The organism is Sphingomonas sp. Leaf21 (genome assembly GCF_916858675.1).
Taxonomy (GTDB): domain Bacteria; phylum Pseudomonadota; class Alphaproteobacteria; order Sphingomonadales; family Sphingomonadaceae; genus Sphingomonas.
In genome coordinates this window covers 23,715-42,934 of record NZ_CAKASM010000021.1, presented here as the reverse complement: position 1 = coordinate 42,934, position 19,220 = coordinate 23,715, and the positions used below count along the sequence as shown (strand labels likewise).

General features: G+C 67.5%; 19 protein-coding genes. 8 read left to right on the top strand and 11 right to left on the bottom strand.

What is annotated here, in order from left to right; all coding sequences use genetic code 11:
* On the bottom strand, window positions 1–1,365 hold the full coding sequence (locus LRP66_RS14180) for an SPOR domain-containing protein (protein WP_230483253.1): 1,365 nt from the start codon (window positions 1,363–1,365) through the stop codon (window positions 1–3).
* A 246-nt stretch (window positions 1,366–1,611) separates the two neighbouring features.
* On the opposite strand from LRP66_RS14180, the gene LRP66_RS14175 reads away from it, so the two are divergent.
* Entirely contained in the window at window positions 1,612–2,643 is a 1,032-nt protein-coding gene (locus LRP66_RS14175) for an SPOR domain-containing protein (protein ID WP_230483252.1), read from the top strand.
* A gap of 146 nt (window positions 2,644–2,789) precedes the next feature.
* Here LRP66_RS14175 and serB read toward each other — a convergent pair whose 3' ends face one another.
* On the bottom strand, window positions 2,790–3,680 hold the full coding sequence (gene serB / locus LRP66_RS14170) for a phosphoserine phosphatase SerB (protein WP_230483251.1): 891 nt from the start codon (window positions 3,678–3,680) through the stop codon (window positions 2,790–2,792).
* Between serB and miaA the strand changes: the two genes are divergently transcribed.
* The 7 genes from miaA (at window position 3,673) to LRP66_RS14135 (ending at window position 12,203) form a co-directional block, all read left to right on the top strand.
* Window positions 3,673–4,611, top strand: a complete 939-nt coding sequence (miaA, locus tag LRP66_RS14165) for a tRNA (adenosine(37)-N6)-dimethylallyltransferase MiaA (protein ID WP_230483250.1) — start codon at window positions 3,673–3,675, stop codon at window positions 4,609–4,611. The genes serB and miaA overlap by 8 nt on opposite strands.
* An 85-nt stretch (window positions 4,612–4,696) precedes the next feature.
* On the top strand, window positions 4,697–6,454 hold the full coding sequence (ilvB, locus tag LRP66_RS14160; RefSeq protein ID WP_230483249.1) for a biosynthetic-type acetolactate synthase large subunit: 1,758 nt from the start codon (window positions 4,697–4,699) through the stop codon (window positions 6,452–6,454).
* Window positions 6,455–6,665: 211 nt separating this feature from the next.
* Window positions 6,666–7,181: an acetolactate synthase small subunit gene (gene ilvN / locus LRP66_RS14155; RefSeq protein WP_230483248.1), complete on the top strand. Its 516-nt coding sequence runs from the start codon at window positions 6,666–6,668 to the stop codon at window positions 7,179–7,181.
* A 66-nt stretch (window positions 7,182–7,247) separates the two neighbouring features.
* Window positions 7,248–8,267: a ketol-acid reductoisomerase gene (ilvC, locus tag LRP66_RS14150; protein WP_230483247.1), complete on the top strand. Its 1,020-nt coding sequence runs from the start codon at window positions 7,248–7,250 to the stop codon at window positions 8,265–8,267.
* 303 nt (window positions 8,268–8,570) lie between these two features.
* Window positions 8,571–9,176: a YceI family protein gene (locus LRP66_RS14145; RefSeq protein WP_230483246.1), complete on the top strand. Its 606-nt coding sequence runs from the start codon at window positions 8,571–8,573 to the stop codon at window positions 9,174–9,176.
* A gap of 437 nt (window positions 9,177–9,613) precedes the next feature.
* Window positions 9,614–11,272, top strand: coding sequence for a 2-isopropylmalate synthase (leuA, locus tag LRP66_RS14140; RefSeq protein ID WP_230483245.1), 1,659 nt, complete (start codon window positions 9,614–9,616; stop codon window positions 11,270–11,272).
* Between the two features lie 121 nt (window positions 11,273–11,393).
* Complete coding sequence (locus LRP66_RS14135; protein WP_230483244.1) at window positions 11,394–12,203, top strand: hypothetical protein; 810 nt, start codon at window positions 11,394–11,396, stop codon at window positions 12,201–12,203.
* A gap of 36 nt (window positions 12,204–12,239) precedes the next feature.
* Here LRP66_RS14135 and LRP66_RS14130 read toward each other — a convergent pair whose 3' ends face one another.
* From LRP66_RS14130 to LRP66_RS14090, 9 genes are all read right to left on the bottom strand, one after another.
* On the bottom strand, window positions 12,240–13,670 hold the full coding sequence (locus LRP66_RS14130) for a porin (protein ID WP_230483243.1): 1,431 nt from the start codon (window positions 13,668–13,670) through the stop codon (window positions 12,240–12,242).
* A 97-nt stretch (window positions 13,671–13,767) separates the two neighbouring features.
* Complete coding sequence (locus tag LRP66_RS14125; protein WP_230483242.1) at window positions 13,768–14,121, bottom strand: dihydroneopterin aldolase; 354 nt, start codon at window positions 14,119–14,121, stop codon at window positions 13,768–13,770.
* A complete protein-coding gene (locus tag LRP66_RS14120) occupies window positions 14,118–14,864 on the bottom strand; it encodes an SDR family NAD(P)-dependent oxidoreductase (RefSeq protein ID WP_230483241.1) in 747 nt (248 codons plus the stop codon). Before LRP66_RS14120 ends, LRP66_RS14125 begins: the two co-directional genes overlap by 4 nt.
* Window positions 14,861–15,487, bottom strand: coding sequence for a GTP cyclohydrolase I FolE (folE, locus tag LRP66_RS14115; RefSeq protein WP_230483240.1), 627 nt, complete (start codon window positions 15,485–15,487; stop codon window positions 14,861–14,863). The genes LRP66_RS14120 and folE overlap by 4 nt, the downstream gene beginning before the upstream one ends.
* An 81-nt stretch (window positions 15,488–15,568) precedes the next feature.
* Window positions 15,569–16,411, bottom strand: a complete 843-nt coding sequence (gene fghA, locus LRP66_RS14110) for an S-formylglutathione hydrolase (protein ID WP_230483239.1) — start codon at window positions 16,409–16,411, stop codon at window positions 15,569–15,571.
* Window positions 16,408–17,268, bottom strand: a complete 861-nt coding sequence (purU, locus tag LRP66_RS14105; protein ID WP_230483238.1) for a formyltetrahydrofolate deformylase — start codon at window positions 17,266–17,268, stop codon at window positions 16,408–16,410. Before purU ends, fghA begins: the two co-directional genes overlap by 4 nt.
* A complete protein-coding gene (locus LRP66_RS14100; protein ID WP_230483237.1) occupies window positions 17,265–17,648 on the bottom strand; it encodes a VOC family protein in 384 nt (127 codons plus the stop codon). The genes purU and LRP66_RS14100 overlap by 4 nt, the downstream gene beginning before the upstream one ends.
* Window positions 17,648–18,034 carry a VOC family protein gene (locus LRP66_RS14095; RefSeq protein ID WP_230483236.1) on the bottom strand — a complete coding sequence of 129 codons (387 nt, stop codon included), beginning with the start codon at window positions 18,032–18,034 and terminating at the stop codon, window positions 17,648–17,650. Before LRP66_RS14095 ends, LRP66_RS14100 begins: the two co-directional genes overlap by 1 nt.
* On the bottom strand, window positions 18,034–19,146 hold the full coding sequence (locus LRP66_RS14090) for an S-(hydroxymethyl)glutathione dehydrogenase/class III alcohol dehydrogenase (RefSeq protein WP_230483235.1): 1,113 nt from the start codon (window positions 19,144–19,146) through the stop codon (window positions 18,034–18,036). Before LRP66_RS14090 ends, LRP66_RS14095 begins: the two co-directional genes overlap by 1 nt.
* Between the last annotated feature and the right edge of the window lie 74 nt (window positions 19,147–19,220).

The window sequence follows — 19,220 nt, the reverse complement described above, 5'->3', positions numbered from 1 at the left end:
TCAGAGCGCGGCCAGCCCGATGCCGGGGCGCGCCCACTGTGCCATGCGGTCATTGGCCTGGCGCCGCACGAAGCAGGATCCGCCAGCGTCGCGGAAACGGTGGCACAGCGTGTCGGCCTCCGCGCGCGCAAGCCCGCCGACCGACAGGCGATGAAGTGGGCCGTCCGGCCCGTCGACCGTCCCGCTCTGCGGCACATAGCCGGACAGCCCCGCAAAGCGCTGGACGAGCCGCGACCATGCCTTCTGCGCGCCATCCTCTTCCCCGAACGCGCCGATCTGCACATTCCAGTCGCCTGACGGACGCACCAGATGGCGGCGCTCCTCGGCCCGGCGCAGAAGCGTCGGCGTGGTGACGAGGCCGGGCGCCAGCCGCGCGACGCGGGTCGCCTCGGCATCCGTGGATGCGACCGGGACCGGTGTCGCGACCGCGCGGGCGAGTAGCATCGTTGGTCGTGTCGCCATCGGCATCGGCGCCTGTGACAGCGGTTGCACCACCTCCTGCCGCGCGGCGAAGACGATGCGGGTGGCAGCGGGCGGCCGATCGACAGGCGCAGCGACCGGCTGCGGCAGGGCCTGGACCATATCCTGCATCACCGCCGCCGAGGGGGCGGCGTTGAGCGCCAGGACGAGCGGCTGGCCGCCATCGGCGACGCGCGCGATGCCGAGCAGCGAGGCGACCTGGTCCGCCGGGCTGGCGGCGCTGGCGAAGGCGGCCCATTCCTGCATCCGGCGTTCGACATCCGCGGGCGCCATGTCGGCGGACGCGGCCATCCGGGCCATGTCCCATTGCCCCGACAGCGCCAGCGACAAGGCGAGGTTCTGCCGTGTCTTGACGGTCGCCCCCGGCTCCCGCGCCGCGGCGGTGAGGATCCGCACGCCATCGGATGCGGCGCCGGTCAGCGTCATCGCCAGCCCCAGGTCGGCGGCCGGGATCGCCCCGGCATGTTCGGTCAGCAGCGCTCGCGCGCCGGCCCCGTTGCCGCCCGCGATCATCGCGAGCGCCAGGTTGAGTGCCGATCGTCCGTCCGCAGGATCAAGCTGCAACGCATCGGTAAAGGCCTGTCGCGCGGAGGCGAAGCGCCCTGCCCGCAAGTAGCTCTGTCCGAGAAGCGCGCGATAGGCCGCCTGGTGCGGTTCGGTCTCGACCAGCCGCTCGGCCAATATCACCGCGCCATCGCCGTCATGCTGCGCCAGGACGCGCCGCGTCCGATCCGCCAGCGCGGCGGTCGCGTGGCTCGGATCGGTGCCGTTCGCTCCGTCGCGAGCCTGGCCGAGACGGGGCGCCGTGGCCGCACAACCCGACAACACGCTCCCGACGATCAGCGTCCCGATGCTGGAAGTCAGAAGCGTGCGGAACGTCGTCATATTGGTCATCCGATCTGGACGGGCGGCCGGGAAACGCACGCGCAAGCTCGCTATTCCGGCCGTCACAGGACGCGCCGGATCGCAGAACCGCCTGACGTGCAGGTCCCCAATCTCCCCGATTTGGTCAGAGATTTAGGGGTCAACCGTCTAAAGAATGGTTAAGGATCGACAAGGCTTTACCCAAGCCCGCTTTACCCGCGACCGGGGCCGGGGCATGGAAGGCGGGCACCATGTTGGGGGAAGAAGATGTCGCGCAGGTTCCCGCTCGTCGGCGCAGGGTTCACCGCCCTTGCTCTCTGCCTTGCCGCCGCACCCGCGCTCGCCGATGTGAAGGCGGGCGTCGATGCCTGGGCCAGGGGCGATTACCGGCAGGCGGTCGAGGAATGGCGCGGGCCCGCGGTGGCGGGCGAAGCCGATGCGCAGTTCAACCTTGCCCAGGCGTATAAGCTGGGACGCGGCGTGCCCGTAGACGCCGGGCTGGCCGAAAGCTGGTTCCGCAAGGCCGCGTTGCAGGGGCATATCCCCGCTTCCGACAATTACGGGCTGGCACTGTTCCAGGCGGGCAAGCGCGCCGAGGCGCTCCCCTGGCTGGAAAAGTCCGCCGCGCGGGGCGAGCCGCGCGCCGAGCTGGTGCTGGGCACGATGCTGTTCAATGGCGACGGCGTGACGCGCGACTATCCCCGCGCCTATGCGCTGATGACGATGGCATCGCAGGACGGGTTGCAATCCGCCTCCGAAACGCTGGCGCAGATGGACCAGTATATCACCCCCGCCGACCGGCAGCAGGGCACGCAGCTGGTCCAGCAATATCGCGCCAGACTGGCCGCCACGCCTACCCCGACGCCGAACGGGCCAGCTCGTGTCCTGGTCGGCAGCGAGCCTTCGCGTGCCAAACCAGTGGAGGTCGCCGCAACCCGCACGGTATCGCCGGATACTGGCAAGCCCGGCGCGCGCTATCCCATGCCGGGCGCCCCCGCCGTTAGGGAAGCGCCTGAACCCAAGCCCGTGCGCCCGGCCACGCCGCGCGTCGCCAAGGCACCGCCGCCCGCCGTCCGCCGAAGCGAAGGCCCCTGGCGCATCCAGCTTGGCGCGTTCCGTGACAGGGAAAATGCGAGCGCGCTGTGGCAACGGGTTCGCGGTCGCCTTGGTGGCGCACAACCCTCCTATGTGACGACGGGCGGCGTTACCCGACTACAGGCCGGGGGCTACCCCAGTCGCGGCGAGGCACAGGCGGCGTGCAGCCGCTCGGGCCAGCCCTGCGTGGTGGTCGTTCCCTAAAGGCCCGGTCGACATTCAGCTTATTCTCCCCTCTCCCCTCCACGAGGGGCGAGGGAAGGACAGGCAGGCTGCTCGCGCCCCATTCCTCCCCTGCAAGGGGGGAATGGCGTGTGGGTCGGCCGGTCCTGCGTGCCTGTCCCGTCGATTCAGGCGGTGATCCAGTGCGCGCTGGATATGCCTTGCGCGTAAAGCAGCGCGGTGAGGTCGCCATAGTCCACCCGCGCCGCCGCCGCGCCCGCGACGATCGGCTTGGCGCGATAGGCGACCCCGAGGCCCGCCCGGCGGATCATCGCGAGGTCGTTGGCGCCGTCGCCGACAGCCATGCTCTCCGCCGCGCCGATCCCCAGTTCGTCGAGCGCGGCGAGCAGCGTCTGCTCCTTGGTGTGGGATCCGACGATGGGCTTGCGCACCGTGCCGGTCAGCTTGCCGTTCGCGATCTCCAGAACGTTGGCGATGGCCCGGTCGAACCCGATCTCGGCCGCGACCGGCTCGGCGAAGCGGGTGAAGCCGCCCGACACCAGGATCGCATGACCGCCCCGCGCCTTCATCGTGCGGACCAGCGCGCGAGCCCCGGCCATCAGCGTAACCCGCTCGGCCAGGCAGCGCGCGATGACTCCTTCGTCCAGTCCTTCGAGCAACGCGACGCGCGCGTCGAGCGCGGCGGCGAAGTCGAGCTCGCCGCGCATCGCCCGCTCGGTCACCTCGGCGACCTGATCCTTGATCCCGGCATAATCGGCCAGCTCGTCGATGCATTCGACGGTGATCATGGTCGAGTCCATGTCGGCGACCAGCAGACGCTTCTGCCGATGGATCGCGGGCTGGATCACCACATCGGTGCGATGCTCGGGCGTCGCGAAATATCCGTGCAGCACGCCGCTCGCATATTCCGGGTCGGCGTTGAAAAATATGTCCGCCGCGCGCCCTTCGTCGATCCAGTTCCAGTCCGCGACCTCGCACAGCGGCGCCATCTTCCCGACCGCGTCGGAAATATCGCGCTCGGCGATCGATTCGGCTGCTATCAGCGTGGCGATGAACATGGCGAACTCCCCTGACGGTCCCAGGGTCGCGCTCATTGCAGGGCCGACCGCCAGCGGCAAGTCCGCATTGGCGCTCGATCTCGCCAAGACGACCGGCGGCACGATCATCAACGCCGATTCGGCGCAAGTCTATCGCGACCTGTCCGTCCTGACGGCGCGACCGTCCCGCGAGGAAGACGCGCAGGCGCCGCACCGGCTGTTCGGCCATGTCGACGGCGCGGACACGGGCTATTCGGCCGCGCGCTGGGCGGCGGAAGCGCGGGCGGCGATCGACGACTGCGTGGCGGCGGGATCGCTTCCGATACTGGTCGGGGGCACCGGCCTGTATATGCGGACCCTGCTCGAGGGCATCGCGCCGGTGCCCGAGATCGATCCGGCCGTCCGGGCCGGGGTCCGCGCCCTGCCCGTCGCCGCCGCGCACGAGGCGCTGTCCCGCGAAGACCCGAACGCCGCCGCCCGCCTCAACCCCGCCGATACCACCCGCGTCGCGCGCGCGCTGGAGGTGGTGCGATCGACCGGTCGACCGCTGCACCAATGGCAGGCGCGGAAAGAGGGCGGGGTCGGCGACCGCATCGCCCTGTCCGCCGTCATCCTGCTGCCCGATCGCCAATGGCTGAACGCCCGGATCGACCGGCGCTTTGGCGAAATGCTGGACGACGGGCTGGACGAGGCCGCCGCCCTGCTCGCGCGGGAGGACCTGCCCGCCGATGCCCCGATCCGCCGCGCGATCGGCGTTCCCGAGGCCGCCGCGCTGCTCGACGGCCGGATGACCCGCGCCGAAGCGGAGGCCGCAGGCGCGCTCGCGACAAGGCATTATGCCAAAAGGCAATTCACCTGGTTTCGTCATCAGCCGGGGCCAGGCTGGGCAGCGATTTCCGACACCGCCCCTGATGTGCGCCGCAGCATAATAGAAACTTTATTGCGTTCATGACGGTTGACGCGCACTTTTTAAACTTGTAGCCGCGCCATTCCCGACACGCCCCGTCAGTGGGCACGGACGCAGAAGGACGAAGACGATGACCGAGAAAAGCGGAGCCGATATCCTGGTCGAGGCGCTGTGCGATCTCGGCGTGGAGGTCGTCTTCGGCTATCCGGGTGGTGCGGTGCTGCCGATCTACGACGCCATGTTCAGGGCGGCGAAGAACGGGGGGCGCATCCGCCACATTCTCGTCCGCCACGAGCAGGCGGCGACCCATGCGGCGGAGGGCTATGCCCGCTCGACCGGCAAGCCCGGCGTGGTGCTCGTCACCTCCGGGCCGGGCGCGACGAATGCGGTCACCGGCATCACCGACGCGCTGCTCGATTCGATCCCGATGGTGGTCATCACCGGCCAGGTGCCGACCGCGCTGATCGGCACCGACGCGTTCCAGGAGGCCGATACCGTCGGCATCACGCGCCACTGTTCCAAGCACAACTATCTGGTGAAGGACCCCGCGCGTCTGGGCGAGGTGGTGCATGAGGCGTTCCACATCGCGACCTCGGGCCGCCCCGGTCCGGTCGTGATCGACATTCCCAAGGACGTGCAGGTCGCCACCGCCCGCTACCAGAAGCCGGGTCCGATCCGTCACAAGACCTATCGCCCGCAGGTGAAGGCCGACCAGAGCCAGATCGAGCAGCTGGTCGACATGCTGGCGGCCGCCGAACGCCCGATCCTCTATACCGGCGGCGGCATCATCAATTCGGGTCCGGCCGCGTCGCAGCTGCTGCGCGAGCTGGCCCGCATCACCGGCGCGCCCGTCACCTCGACCCTGATGGGCCTGGGCGCCTTCCCGGCCAGCGACCCGCAGTGGCTGGGGATGCTGGGGATGCACGGCACCTACGAAGCCAATATGGCGATGAACCAGGCCGATCTGGTGGTCGCACTGGGCAGCCGGTTCGACGACCGCGTGACCGGGCGGCTGGACGCGTTCAGCCCCAACAGCCGCAAGGTCCATGTCGATATCGACCGGTCGAGCGTGAACAAGAATGTCCGCGTCGATCTGGCCATCATCGCCGATGTCGGCCACGCGCTGGAGGATGCGGTGCGCATCTGGAAGTCGCGCCAGCATCCCAGGCCGGACACGACCGAATGGCAGCGTCGCATCGCGGGCTGGCGCGCGGTCGGCTGCCTCTCCTTCCCGGAGACTGGCGACGCGATCATGCCGCAGCGCGCGATCCGCGCGCTGTACGACGCCACCAGGGCGCGCCAGCCGATCATCACGACCGAGGTCGGACAGCACCAGATGTGGGCCGCGCAGCATTTCGGCTTCGAAAAGCCGAACAAGTGGCTGACCAGCGGTGGCCTCGGCACCATGGGTTACGGCCTGCCCGCCGCGATCGGCGCGCAGCTCGGCAATCCGGGTGCGCTGGTGATCGACATCGCGGGTGAAGCCTCGATCCAGATGAACATCCAGGAACTGGCGACGGCGACGCAATATCGCCTGCCGGTCAAGATCTTCATCCTGAACAACGAATATATGGGCATGGTCCGCCAGTGGCAGGAACTGACCTATGAGAGCCGCTATGCCGAAAGCTATTCGGACAGCCTGCCCGACTTCGTGAAGCTGGGTGAGGCCTATGGCTGGAAGGGTATCCTGATCGAACATCGCCACGAGCTGGAGGACGGCATCGCCGCGATGCTGGACCATGACGGACCGGTGATCGTCGACTGCCGCGTGGCGAAACTCGCCAACTGCTTCCCGATGATCCCGTCGGGGGCTGCGCATACCGACATGATCCTACAGGCCAACGAGGTATCGGGCACCATGGACGACGAGGCCAAGGCGCTGGTGTAACTCTTAGCTCCTCCCCGCCCGCGGGGAGGGGGACCGTGACGCGAAGCGGCACGGTGGAGGGGGATCGCCGCATAGGACAGCATGGGTGGAGGGCCCCCTCCACCATGCTCCGCATGGTCCCAGTGGCAGGTCGATCATGCCCCCGGCATGATCTGGATTGCCTGGGAGGCAATCCACCTGCCACTCCGTTCCGGGGAGGAAGAGATTAGATATGCATATCAAGGCCGAACAGGTGGAACGCCACACGCTGGCGGTGATCGTCGACAATGAACCGGGCATCCTCGCGCGGATCGCGGGTCTGTTCACCGCGCGCGGCTATAATATCGAGAGCCTGACCGTGTCGGAGATCACCGCCGACAAGGCCGTCAGCCGCATCACCATCGTCACCAGCGCCTCGCCGCCGGTGATGGAGCAGATCATCGCGCAGCTCGACCGGCTGGTTCCCGTCCACAAGGTCACCGACCTGACCGTGCTGGGCGACCATGTCGAGCGCGAGCTGGCGCTGGTGAAGGTGTCGGGCACCGGCGACCGCCGGATCGAGGCGCTGCGCCTGGCCGAGGTCTATCGCGCCCGAGTGGTCGATGCGACCATCGCCAGCTTCGTGTTCGAGGTCACCGGCGGCATCGCCAAGATCGACAAGTTCGTCGAGCTGATGGGCGAAGTCGGCCTGGTCGAAGTCGCCCGCACCGGCATCGCCGCGATTTCCCGCGGCGCCGAAGCGGCCTGACCCTCCAAAATTTCCAGACTATCATGAGGCCCGACGGGGCCCGCCTATTTCGAAAGGGAAGTTGAAATGCGTGTGTATTACGATCGCGATGCCGATCTGAACCTGATCACCGACAAGAACATCGCCATCCTGGGTTACGGCTCGCAGGGTCATGCCCATGCGCAGAACCTGCGCGATTCGGGCGTCAAGAATGTCGCGATCGCGCTGCGCCCCGGTTCGGCCTCGGCCGCCAAGGCGGAAGCGGCGGGCTTCAAGGTCCTGTCGAACAAGGAAGCCGCCGGCTGGGCCGACATCCTGATGATCCTGGCCCCCGACGAGCATCAGGCCGCGATCTATGACGCGGACCTGAAGGGCAACATGAAGCCCGGCGCCGCGCTCGCCTTCGCGCACGGCCTGAACGTGCATTTCGGCCTGATCGAGCCGCCCGCCGACATCGACGTCATCATGATCGCGCCCAAGGGCCCCGGCCACACCGTGCGCAGCGAATATGTGCGCGGCGGCGGCGTGCCCTGCCTGATCGCCATCCACCAGGACGCCAGCGGCAATGCGCATGACGTGGCGCTGGCCTATGCCAGTGGCGTCGGCGGCGGTCGCTCGGGCATCATCGAGACCAATTTCCGCGAAGAGTGCGAGACCGACCTGTTCGGCGAGCAGGCCGTGCTGTGCGGCGGCGCGACCGCGCTGGTCCAGGCGGGCTTCGAGACGCTGGTCGAGGCGGGCTACGCCCCCGAAATGGCCTATTTCGAGTGCCTTCACGAACTGAAGCTGATCGTCGACCTGATGTATGAGGGCGGCATCGCCAACATGCGCTACTCGATCTCGAACACCGCCGAATATGGCGACATCAAGACCGGCCCGCGCATCATCACCGAAGAGACCAAGAAGGAAATGAAGCGCGTCCTCGCCGACATCCAGTCAGGCCGCTTCGTGAAGGACTTCGTCCTCGACAACCGCGCCGGCCAGCCCGAACTCAAGGCCAGCCGCATCGCCGCCAAGCGTCACCCGATCGAACAGGTCGGCAGCGAATTGCGCGCGATGATGCCGTGGATCGGCGCGAACAAGCTGGTGGACAAGGCGAAGAACTGATTGATCGTCTGGGGGGTGGGCTCGGTGAGACACCGTAGCCCTCCCCCATCCCCTCCCGTTTACGGGAGGGGCGTGCCGAGCGGAACCGTCCAGCGCCGAAACTGGCCTGCGGCTTCGAGGAAAGCGAAACCGCCGCCCCAAACCGCTCCCCTCCCGCAGGCGGGAGGGGATGGGGGAGGGCAACGGGGCCTCGCAGAGACCTCCCTCCCCACCCCAACCAGGAAACGCATCGTTGCAACTCTGGCCTTTGACGTGCCTAGTGCGCACCGACCACAAAGGCCTGGTCCAACAGGGAGTTTACCCATGCGTTTCGTCGTTCCCGTCGCCCTGGCGCTCGTCCTCGCCGCCCCCGCCGCCATCGCGCAGACCCAGCCCGGCGCGCCGGTCGCCTCGCGCGTCGTCGCGGGCACCTATGCCGTCGATCCCGCGCATACCCAGGTCACCTGGTCGCTCAATCATATGGGCTTCTCGACGCTCGAGGGGCAGTTCGGCGCGTCGGAAGGCACGCTGACCATCGATCCGGCCCGCCCACAGGCCGCCAAGGTCGACGTGACCTTCAAGATCGACAACCTCTCGGTCACCGCCGCGCCGTTTGCGAACCACCTGAAGTCGAAGGATTTCTTCGACGCCGCCACCTATCCGACCGCGCGCTTCGTCTCGACGGGCGTGAAGGTCATGGGCAACAAGGCGGTCATCACCGGCAACCTGACCATCAAGGACCAGACCAAGCCGGTCACGCTGAACGCGACCTTCTTCGGCGCGGGCACCAACCCGATGTCGAAGAAGCTGAACATCGGCTTCCGCGCGACGGGGAAGATCAAGCGTTCGGACTTCGGCGTCGGCACCTATGTGCCAGTCGTCGGCGACGAGGTCGACCTGACGATCAACGCCGCCTTCACCGCGCAGTAACGCCTTCGCGTTCCCACTCCCCTACACCATCCCGGCGAAGGCCGGGATCCAGTTGGGCCGACATCGGTAAGACGCTCCGATCGTTGGACAACTGGACCCCGGCCTTCGCCGGGGTGGTGCCAAGGATGATCGAAGGTTGGTTATCAGGGCGATCCCGACACGGCGAGGCCGCTTCCACAATGAGCGGCCTCGTTCGTTTGTGCCGCCGTCGTCAGGCGCGCGTCATCATTCTCGATATGGACAAGGCCGCCCCGACACGGCATGACCCCTGCCATCATGATCGCCGCGCTGCTGCTTCGTTCGCTTCGACTTATCCGCCCTTAGGGGAGGATCGGCGTGGCCATGCGCGACTTCCCTAAGGGCTGAATGAACCCAAGAGCCAATCCCCGCCGCGCGCTGGCCTGACGCGGCCGAGAATGCTGGAAGACCCGACGATCATGCTCCGCGATCCTTCGACCAAATACCGCCCCTTCCCGACCATCGCCCTGCCCGACCGGCAATGGCCGAACCGTAGCATCACCAAGGCGCCGCGCTGGCTGTCGACCGATCTGCGCGACGGCAACCAGGCGCTGATCGATCCGATGGACGCCGAGAAGAAGACCCGGATGTTCGACCTGCTCGTCAAGGTCGGGCTGAAGGAGATCGAAGTCGGCTTTCCATCCGCGGGCGCGACCGAATTCGACTTCATCTCCGGCCTGATCCGGGGCGACCGCATCCCCGAGGACGTGACGATCCAGGTGCTGACCCAGTCGCGCCGCGACCTGATCGAGCGCAGCTTCGAGAGCCTGGAGGGCGCGCGCGCCGCGATCATCCATCTCTACAACGCGGTCAGTCCGGCCTGGCGCAAGATCGTGTTCGGCATGACCCGCGACGAGGTGCGCCAGATCGCGGTCGAGGGCGCCAAGATCCTGCGCGACGAGGCGGCCAAGCGTCCCCATACCGACTGGTTCTTCGAATACAGTCCGGAAACCTTCTCGACCGCCGAACTGGATTTCTCGGTCGAGGTCTGCGCCGCCGTGATGGACGTGCTGAAGCCGACGCCCGACCATCCGCTGATCCTGAACCTGCCCGCCACCGTCGAATGCGCGACGCCCAACGTCTATGCCGACCAGATCGAATGGTTCGGCCGCAACATTCCGAACCGCGATTCGGTGGTCATCTCGCTCCACACGCATAACGATCGCGGCACCGGCGTCGCGGCGGCCGAACTGGGCGTGATGGCGGGGGCCGACCGGGTCGAGGGTTGCCTGCTCGGCAATGGCGAGCGGACCGGCAATTGCGATCTCGTGACGGTCGCACTCAATATGTACACGCAAGGGGTCGATCCCGGCCTGGACATCTCCGACATCGACGAGGTGGTGAACACGGTGCAATATTGCACCAACCTGCCCGTCCATCCGCGCACCCCCTATGCGGGCGACCTGGTCTTCACCGCTTTCTCGGGCAGCCATCAGGACGCGATCAAGAAGGGTTTCGCGGCGCAGGCGGCGCGCAACGACGACCTGTGGGAAGTCCCCTACCTCCCCATCGACCCCGCCGATCTGGGCCGCAGCTACGAAGCGGTGATCCGCGTGAACTCGCAATCGGGCAAGGGCGGCGTCGCCTGGGTGATCGAACAGGACAAGGGGCTCAAGCTGCCCAAGCGGCTGCAGGCCGATTTCAGCCGCCATGTCCAGGCACTGGCCGACGCGACCAGCCGCGAACTCAACGCCGCCGATATCTGGGGCGGGTTCGAGGCGACCTATCTGCCGCGCGACGGCGACCGGTTTGTGCTGCGCGACTATGAGGAAAGCGGCTCGGCGGGCCAGCGGACGTTTATCGGTCGCGTGCTGGTGGACGGTGAGGAACGATCGATTTCGGGTCGCGGCAACGGCCTGATCTCCAGCGTGATCGCCGCGCTCGCCGACACCACGGGCCCCAACCTGGAGGTGGTCGACTATAACGAGCATGCGATCGGCCACGGCGCCGATGCGCAGGCCGTCGCCTATGTCGAGGCACGGACCGCCGATGGCCGGATCGTCTTCGGCGTCGGGATCGACACCGACATCGCCACCGCCAGCGTTCGCGCGGTGCTGTCCGCCGCCAATCGGGCCTGATGCGTCCGACCGCCGCCCTTCTCGGCTAAGTCGACGACATGGCGGCGGTCGGAGCTTGGTTCATGTCCTCCCGCGCAGGGGCGGTGGCGGGCCGATGGTCTGACGCGGCGGTGTTCCGGTCATGAACGGCGGCGCCCCTTCCTCCGCACCCGGCCGGTGGGCCTTCATCCCGGAGCGCTATCGCGAGAAGCTTCGCGAGCGGGGTGCGTCGATCACGCTGACGGTGCTGGCGCACCTGTTGCTGGCCTGGCTTCTCTTCCATCTCGCGCCCAAGCTGATCGAGCCGGAAAAGTCCTCTTCGCTCAACAGCTTCTCCGTATCGCCCTCGGATCAGGAGGCCGGCGCGCCGGTGCCCAAGACCCGGACGGTGACGCGCAAGCCGGCGGCGGCGGGCGGATCGAAGGCGCCGGTGACACCCAAACAGCCCGTCACCCCCAAGCCGCCGACCGAGAAACAGGCCGACCAGTCCGCACCGACGCCCTGGCAATGGGGCGACAAGTCGCTGTTCAACGCCGGGGACATCGCCGCGCTACCCAAGGGATCGGGCAAGGGCGTCGGGTCGAGCGACGGCGACGATCGCGGGCAGGACAGCGCCTCGGCCTATGGTCCCGGCGAAGGGCCGGGCGGACAGCGGCTCTACAATGCCGAATGGTATCCGCACCGCCCGAGCAATGCCGAGTTGAACGGCTATCTGCACAGCGCGCCGCCGCCGGGGAGCTGGGCGCTGATCGCCTGCAAGACGATCCCCGACTATCGGGTCGAGAATTGCCGGATACTGGGCGAATCGCCGGTCGGCTCGGGGCTGGGACGCGCGATGCGGGAAGCCGCCTGGCAATTCCGCGTCCGCGCACCCCGCGTCGGCGGCAAGGTGATGGTCGGCGAATGGGTGCGCATCCGGATCGACTTCAACAGTCCGGGCGGCGGCGACTGAGCCGATCGATGCTCTTCGTGGCGGGACGGACCCGGCTCAATAGGTGAACTGCAACTGGGTCCGGATCAGGTCGCCCGTCGCGCGGCCGATGCGTCGCGCATCCGCTTCGCGCCGCTCCATCCGGGCATAGGCGATGGTCAACTCGAGCGCCTCGACAAGCTGGATCTCGGAGCCCAGTTCCCATTCGTCGGTCTCCATGCGCGGTGCATCCACATTGGCCTTCCAACCGCCGCGATAGCGTTGCCAGCGGACATAGGGGATGGCGCGGCCGACCGGCGTCCTGCCGATATCGGCCATCAACTGGACATACCCCCCGCCGAGGCGGCGCGATCGCACGATACCGGTCTGGCCGTCATATTGCGGCCCGACGCCCGCCGTCCACTCGGTCTGGATGCCGAAGGGCTGCGGATAGAGGATGGCGTGGAACGCGACACGGTCGTCGCCATAGTCGATCGGGCTGACCCCGCCGCTGCGAAGCTCGGGGCGGAAGCGGTTGAACATCGCCGATCCGCCCAGCTCGAGGACCTGCCCCCGGAACAGCGGCCCCAGCCCGTCGAGCGCGAAGGGCCAGGTCGCCATCGCCACCTTCATCAACACGCCGTTGCGCTCGGTCCGGTTGGTCCCCTGCCCGTTGTACAGCGCCACGCCGAATGCGCCGTAATTGCCGAACAGCTTCTGCTTGTTCTTCGCCAACCGGTCCCAGATCGCCTGGACCGGTGCGGGCGTGAAATAGGCGTTGATCCCGACATCGCGCTCACCCGGCACGCCGCTGTTGATCGCGTCCGACCGGTCGAGCGTCAGGCGGTTGGACGAGGATTGCAGATTCTCCCAGCCGAACGGGACCTTGGACTGGCCGAAGCGCAGGCGCAGGCGACGTTCGGGATCGAGGAACCAGTCGACATAGACATCGCGGAGCTGCCCGAAATTCTCGCGCCGCTCGCTGCTGGACTGGTTGTTCACCGCCGCGCCGAAGTCATGCTGGAAATAGAGCTGCAACCGGTCGGTGACATCGCCCTGAAGCACCAGCCGAACCCGGCGAAGCAGAAAGCCGCCATCGTCGTTGATCGAGGCGTCATGCACCGAGCGCAGTCGCGAGCCGTTCGGGCCCGGCGCATCCGCGCTGTCGAGCAGGCCGTTATAGCGGATCTGCGTATAGCCGCGTAGCTTCAACCGCTCATACCAGGGAGTCCGCGACGAGGGCGGCTGGGGCATGGTCGCCACCCGTTGTGGCTCGGGCACAGGAGCGGACGCGACGACCGACGGCGGGGAAATGGCGGCCGGTGCGGGGGCCGCCGGGATCGCCGCCGCCCGCTGCGCCTCGGTCAGCGTCTTGATCTGCGCCTTCAACTCGTCGATCTGGCGCTGGAGTTCCTGGATCGTCTGCCCGGCAGCGGGCACAGGCACCAGCGCGAGCAGAAGCGCGGCGGCGGTGCCATGGCGCGCCGCATGACGTCTCGACTTGTTCACCTGCTTGACCCCGGCCGTTTCGCGATCGCGGCTTAGGCCAGCGGCATGGAGGTTCGCAACAGATTGATGAAGGATCGATGACGAATTGGTGACAGGGTCAGCGTGTCCGCTCGATCTCGCAACCGATCCGGGCGTCGGGATAGATGCCGGTCTTGGTCGAGCGGACCTTCACCGCCGTCACGCGTGGATCGGCGAGGCAGAGCGCGGCCACCGCCTCGCACAGGCTTTCCTGCAACGCGAAGCCCGGCCCCCGCGCCATCGCCAATATGCCCTCGCGCAGAAAGTCATAGTCGAGCACCTCCTCGATCCGGTCGGCGCTCGGCGCGGCGGGATAGGTGACGGTCATCGCCACGGACAGGCTGACCGGCTGTGGCGCGACCTCGTGCGGGTGGATGCCGAGATGCATCGCCACCGTCATCTCGTCGAGCAGGATCGTATAGGTCGCGCTCATGCCCGCCCCTCGAACATCACGTCTCCGTCGCGGCGGCAGAAGCGCTGCCCGCAATCGACATACAGGGTCTGGCCACGAACGCCGCGCGCGGTCAGCAGAAAGGACACGGCCTGCGCGACCGCCGTCGCGCCGATCGGGCGGGCGAGCAGGTTCTTGACCGACGCCGCGGCGAATTCCGCGTCGCTCTGGTCGCCGCTTTGCAGGGTGAGGCCGGGCGCGACGGCGTTGACGGCAATGCGCGGACCCAGCGCCTGCGCCAGCATGGTGTTCGCCCCCGCCAGCGCGAACTTGGCGCAGCTATAGGCGAAGAAGTCGGGATTGGGATTGGCGAGCTTCTGGTCGAGGATGTCGACGACCGCGCCGTCCGTCACGTCGTCCTGTCGCGCCAGTGCCGATGCGAGTAGCGCGGGGGCGGCGGCATTGATCGCGTATAACGTCGCCATCAGCGCGGCGTCGGTCTGTGGCGGACGGTCGAAGACGAAGGCCGAGGCGCTGTTGACCAGCCCGTCGATCGGCCCGCCCGCCGCCGCTCGCGCGCGCGCGAAGAGCGTATCGACGCCGTCCAGATCGGCCAAGTCGCCCCGTACCGTCACCGCGCCCAGCTCCGCCGCCAGCGTCGCCGCCGCATCGGCCGAACCGTTATAGTGAATCACCACCCGATGCCCGTCGGATGCCAGCCGCCGGGCGACGGCTGCGCCCAGCCGCTTGGCCGCACCTGTCACCAGGACGGTGCGGACGGTCATCCGCTCAGGCCCATCAGCGACAGCACTTCCTTGCGGCTGCGCTCGTCATCGCGGAACACGCCCATCATCCGGCTGGTCACCATCGACACGCCCGGCGTCCGGACGCCGCGCGCGGTCATGCAGGCATGGGTCGCCTCGATCACCACCGCGACGCCCAGCGGTTTCAGATTGTCCCAGATACAGTCGGCGACCTCGGCGGTCAGCCGTTCCTGCACCTGCAGCCGGCGCGCGAAGCCATGCAGGACGCGAGCGAGCTTGGAGATACCGACGACATGGTTGCGCGGCAGATAGGCGATATGCGCGCGGCCGATGATCGGCGCCATGTGATGCTCGCAATGCGACTGGAACGGAATGTCCTTCAGCAGCACGATCTCGTCATAGCCGCCGACCTCCTCGAAGATCCGCGACAGGTGGACGGCGGGGTCGTCGCCATAGCCCGCGCAATATTCCCGCCAGGCGCGTGCGACCCGCTTGGGCGTGTCGACCAGCCCCTCGCGCGTGGGATCGTCCCCGGCCCAGGCGATCAGCGTTCGGATGGCGTCGGCGACATGGTCCGGCACGGCGATCTTGCCGTCCTGACCGATCAGATCGCCATCCTCCGGGTCGCCATGCGCGCAGGTCATAGTAAGTCCTTCATACCAAAGCCGGGGCGATAGCGGATCGTTTGTCGGGGTGCAAAAACTACTCTGAACGGGCGTGGGGATTCATTTCCGCAACCGCGCCGCCGCCCAGGCGACGTGATCGGCCATGAAGGTCGCGATGAAGTTGTAGCTATGATCATAGCCCGGCTGCATCCGGAGGGTCAGCGCGATGCCCGCCTTCTCGCACGCCTCGGCCAGCAGTTCGGGGCGGAGCTGTTCGGCCAGGAACTGGTCGGCATCGCCCTGGTCGACCAGCAGATCGGGCACCCGCGCGCCATCCTCGATCAAGGCGACGGCATCCGCCTGCCGCCACGCGGCGCGGTCCGAACCGAGATAACCGCCCAGCGCCTTTTCGCCCCATGGCACCCGGGACGGCGCGACAATCGGCGCGAAGGCCGACACGCTGCGAAAGCGATCCGGATTGCGAAGCCCGATGGTCAGCGCGCCGTGGCCGCCCATCGAATGACCGGTGATCGCTTGTGCCCCCATGTCCGCGACCGGAAAATGCTCGGCGATCAGTGCGGGCAGTTCCTGTTCGATATAGGTTCGCATACGGAAATGCTTCGCCCAGGGCTCTTCCGTCGCATCGACGTAGAAGCCCGCGCCCTGCCCCATGTCATAGGCGTCGTCATTCGCCACCCCTTCCCCGCGTGGCGAGGTATCGGGCGCGATGAAGATCACCCGGTGTTCGGCGCAAGGGCCCCGAAACTCGCCCTTGTCCGTGACATTGGCATGAGTGCAGGTCAGGCCCGACAGATACCAGAGGATGGGCAGTGTCTCGCCATCCTCATGCGCCGGCACGAAGACAGAGAAGGTCATTCGCGTCCCCGTCGCCGCGCTGTCATGGGCATAGACGCCCTGCACGCCGCCAAAGGCCTTGGAGGTCGAAATCGTCTCGATCGTCATCGGAACACCACCGTCCGGTTGTCATTGAGGAAGACCCGCCGCTCGCCCACCCAGGCGACGGCGCGGGCGAGTACCTGCGCCTCGATATCGCGGCCGATGCGGATCAGGTCGTCGACGCTGGCGCGGTGATCGACCCGCTCGACCGCCTGTTCGATGATCGGCCCTTCGTCGAGGTCGGCGGTCACGAAATGCGCGGTCGCGCCGATCAGCTTGACGCCGCGCGCATGGGCCCGGTGATAGGGCTGCGCCCCCTTGAAGCCGGGCAGGAAGCTGTGATGAATGTTGATGCACCGCCCCGAAAGGCCCGAGACCAGCCGCTCCCCCAGCACCTGCATGTAACGGGCAAGCACGAGATAATCGGCCCCGCTATCGTCCATCAGGGCCAGCATCGCGGTCTCCTGCTCGGCGCGGTTGGCGTCGCTGACCGGCAGGTGGTGCCAGGGCAGGCCGTGCCATTCGACCAGCGGGCGCAAGCTATCGTGGTTGGAGACGACGCCGACGATCTCGACCGGCAGCGTGTTGGTGCGCCAGCGATGGAGCAGGTCGTTCAGGCAGTGCGAGCCCTTGGACACCGCGATCAGCATCCGGGGTCGCTCGGTGGCAGGCGCCAGATGCCAGTCGAAGCCGAACCGCGCCGCCGGGTCCGCCAGCGCCGCCCTCACCCCCTCGACCGACGTTGGGAAGCGCGCGCCCTGGCCGGTGAAGACGATGCGCAGGAAGAAGCGCCCCGTCTCCAGATCGGCATATTGCTGGCTGTCGAGGATGAATCCGTCGATCCCCGCCAGCGCGCCCGACACGGCGGCGACGATGCCGACCCGGTCCTGGCACGCCAGCGTCAGGATATAGTCGTCGCTCATGCGGCGGGCAGGCGACAACCCAGGCAAAGCTTGTTGCCGTCGGGATCGCGCAGATAACCCAGATAGGCTGGCCCGAGCCCCGTCTGGCGCTCGCCCAGCGGCCCTTCGATCGCCGTACCGCCATGGGCGACGCCCGCCGCATGGGCCGCCGCGACCTGCGCCGGATCGGCGGCGCCCAGGCCGATGGTGCCGCCATTGGCGGGAGTGGCGGGCTGGCCGTCGATCGGGCGGGTGACGATGAAGGTCGCACCATTGTGGCGGTACAGGATCCGGTCGCCATTCTGCATTCCCGCCTGCCCGCCGAGCGCGCCGAACAGGGCGTCATAAAAGGCCTTGGACCGCGCGATGTCGTTCGATCCGACCATGATATGGGTATACATCAGGCCGCCTCCACCAGATGCCGCGCGCACAGCTTGTTGCCGGTCGGATCGCGCAGGTAAGCCAGATAGACCTTCCCCACCGGCACCTCCCGGATACCGGGCGGGTTCTCGATCGCGGTGCCGCCGTTCGCCAGGCCCGCCGCGTACCAGGCATCGGCCTGTTCCGGCGAGTCCATCACGAACCCCAGCGTCGCACCATTGGCATATGTGGCGGGCTCGCCATTGATCGGCTTCGAGATCAGGAAGCGTGCGCCCTTGTGACTGTAGACCAGTCGCCCGAGCGGATCGATCACCCCCTCCGCCGCGCCCAGCACGCCCAGCGTCGCATCATAGAAGCGCTTGGCCGCGGCGATGTCGTCGGCCCCCAGCATGACATGGCTGAACATCAGAAGATCACCACGCTGCGAATGCTTTCCCCTGCGTGCATCAGGTCGAAGCCCTTGTTGATCTCCTCCAACGTCAGGCGATGGGTGATCATCGGGTCGATCTCGATCTTGCCGTTCATATACCAGTCGACGATCTTGGGCGTGTCGGTCCGCCCGCGCGCGCCGCCGAACGCGGTGCCGCGCCAGTTGCGTCCCGTCACCAGCTGGAACGGCCGCGTGCTGATCTCCTTGCCCGCCTCGGCCACGCCGATGATGATGCTGGTGCCCCAGCCGCGATGGCACGCCTCCAGTGCGGTGCGCATCACCTCGGTATTGCCGGTCGCGTCGAAGCTGTAGTCCGCGCCGCCGTCGGTGAGTTCGAGGATCCTGGCGATCGTCTCCTCACGGCTCAGCCCCCTGGAATTGAGGAAGTGGGTCATGCCGAAACGGCGCCCCCATTCCTCACGCGCCGGATTGATGTCGACGCCGATGATCCGGCCCGCGCCAGCCAGCTTGGCGCCCTGGATGACGTTGAGGCCGATGCCGCCCAGGCCGAAGACGACGATATTCTCGCCCGGCTGCACCTTGGCGGTGTTGACCACCGCGCCAACGCCCGTCGTCACGCCGCAACCGATATAGCAGCTCGTGTCGAACGGCGCGTCCTCGCGGATCTTCGCCACCGCGATCTCAGGGAGAACGGTGAAGTTCGAGAAGGTCGAGCAGCCCATATAATGGAAGATCGGCTGCCCCTTGTAGCTGAAGCGGGTCGTGCCGTCGGGCATCAGCCCTTTCCCTTGCGTGGCGCGGATCGCGGTGCACAAATTGGTCTTGCCTGACAGGCACGACTTACACTGGCGGCATTCCGGCGTGTAGAGTGGGATGACATGGTCACCCGGCACCACGCTGGTCACGCCAGCACCCACCTCCCGCACGATCCCGCAACCCTCGTGGCCCAGCACGCTGGGGAAGATGCCCTCGCTGTCCAGCCCGTCCAGCGTATAGGCGTCGGTGTGGCAGATGCCGGTCGCCATGATCTCGACCAGCACCTCACCGGCCTTGGGGCCTTCCAGATCGAGTTCGACGATTTCGAGCGGCTTCTTCGCTTCGAAGGCGACGGCGGCGCGGGTCTTCATGGTGTTCCTGTCTCCTTGGGCTGGCGCCCTGATGCCGCGTCGCGCCGCCCCGTGCAACCAACCAGCGCGCGCGA

Bases quoted from the DNA above. Each gene is read 5' to 3' on its own strand.
- LRP66_RS14180 (WP_230483253.1), bottom strand. From the start codon at position 1,365: ATGACGACGTTCCGCACGCTTCTGACTTCCAGCATCGGGACGCTGATC.
- LRP66_RS14175 (WP_230483252.1), top strand. From the start codon at position 1,612: ATGTCGCGCAGGTTCCCGCTCGTCGGCGCAGGGTTCACCGCCCTTGCT.
- miaA (WP_230483250.1), top strand. From the start codon at position 3,673: ATGAACATGGCGAACTCCCCTGACGGTCCCAGGGTCGCGCTCATTGCA.
- serB (WP_230483251.1), bottom strand. From the start codon at position 3,680: ATGTTCATCGCCACGCTGATAGCAGCCGAATCGATCGCCGAGCGCGAT.
- ilvB (WP_230483249.1), top strand. From the start codon at position 4,697: ATGACCGAGAAAAGCGGAGCCGATATCCTGGTCGAGGCGCTGTGCGAT.
- ilvN (WP_230483248.1), top strand. From the start codon at position 6,666: ATGCATATCAAGGCCGAACAGGTGGAACGCCACACGCTGGCGGTGATC.
- ilvC (WP_230483247.1), top strand. From the start codon at position 7,248: ATGCGTGTGTATTACGATCGCGATGCCGATCTGAACCTGATCACCGAC.
- LRP66_RS14145 (WP_230483246.1), top strand. From the start codon at position 8,571: ATGCGTTTCGTCGTTCCCGTCGCCCTGGCGCTCGTCCTCGCCGCCCCC.
- leuA (WP_230483245.1), top strand. From the start codon at position 9,614: ATGCTCCGCGATCCTTCGACCAAATACCGCCCCTTCCCGACCATCGCC.
- LRP66_RS14135 (WP_230483244.1), top strand. From the start codon at position 11,394: ATGAACGGCGGCGCCCCTTCCTCCGCACCCGGCCGGTGGGCCTTCATC.
- LRP66_RS14125 (WP_230483242.1), bottom strand. From the start codon at position 14,121: ATGAGCGCGACCTATACGATCCTGCTCGACGAGATGACGGTGGCGATG.
- LRP66_RS14120 (WP_230483241.1), bottom strand. From the start codon at position 14,864: ATGACCGTCCGCACCGTCCTGGTGACAGGTGCGGCCAAGCGGCTGGGC.
- folE (WP_230483240.1), bottom strand. From the start codon at position 15,487: ATGACCTGCGCGCATGGCGACCCGGAGGATGGCGATCTGATCGGTCAG.
- fghA (WP_230483239.1), bottom strand. From the start codon at position 16,411: ATGACGATCGAGACGATTTCGACCTCCAAGGCCTTTGGCGGCGTGCAG.
- purU (WP_230483238.1), bottom strand. From the start codon at position 17,268: ATGAGCGACGACTATATCCTGACGCTGGCGTGCCAGGACCGGGTCGGC.
- LRP66_RS14100 (WP_230483237.1), bottom strand. From the start codon at position 17,648: ATGTATACCCATATCATGGTCGGATCGAACGACATCGCGCGGTCCAAG.
- LRP66_RS14095 (WP_230483236.1), bottom strand. From the start codon at position 18,034: ATGTTCAGCCATGTCATGCTGGGGGCCGACGACATCGCCGCGGCCAAG.
- LRP66_RS14090 (WP_230483235.1), bottom strand. From the start codon at position 19,146: ATGAAGACCCGCGCCGCCGTCGCCTTCGAAGCGAAGAAGCCGCTCGAA.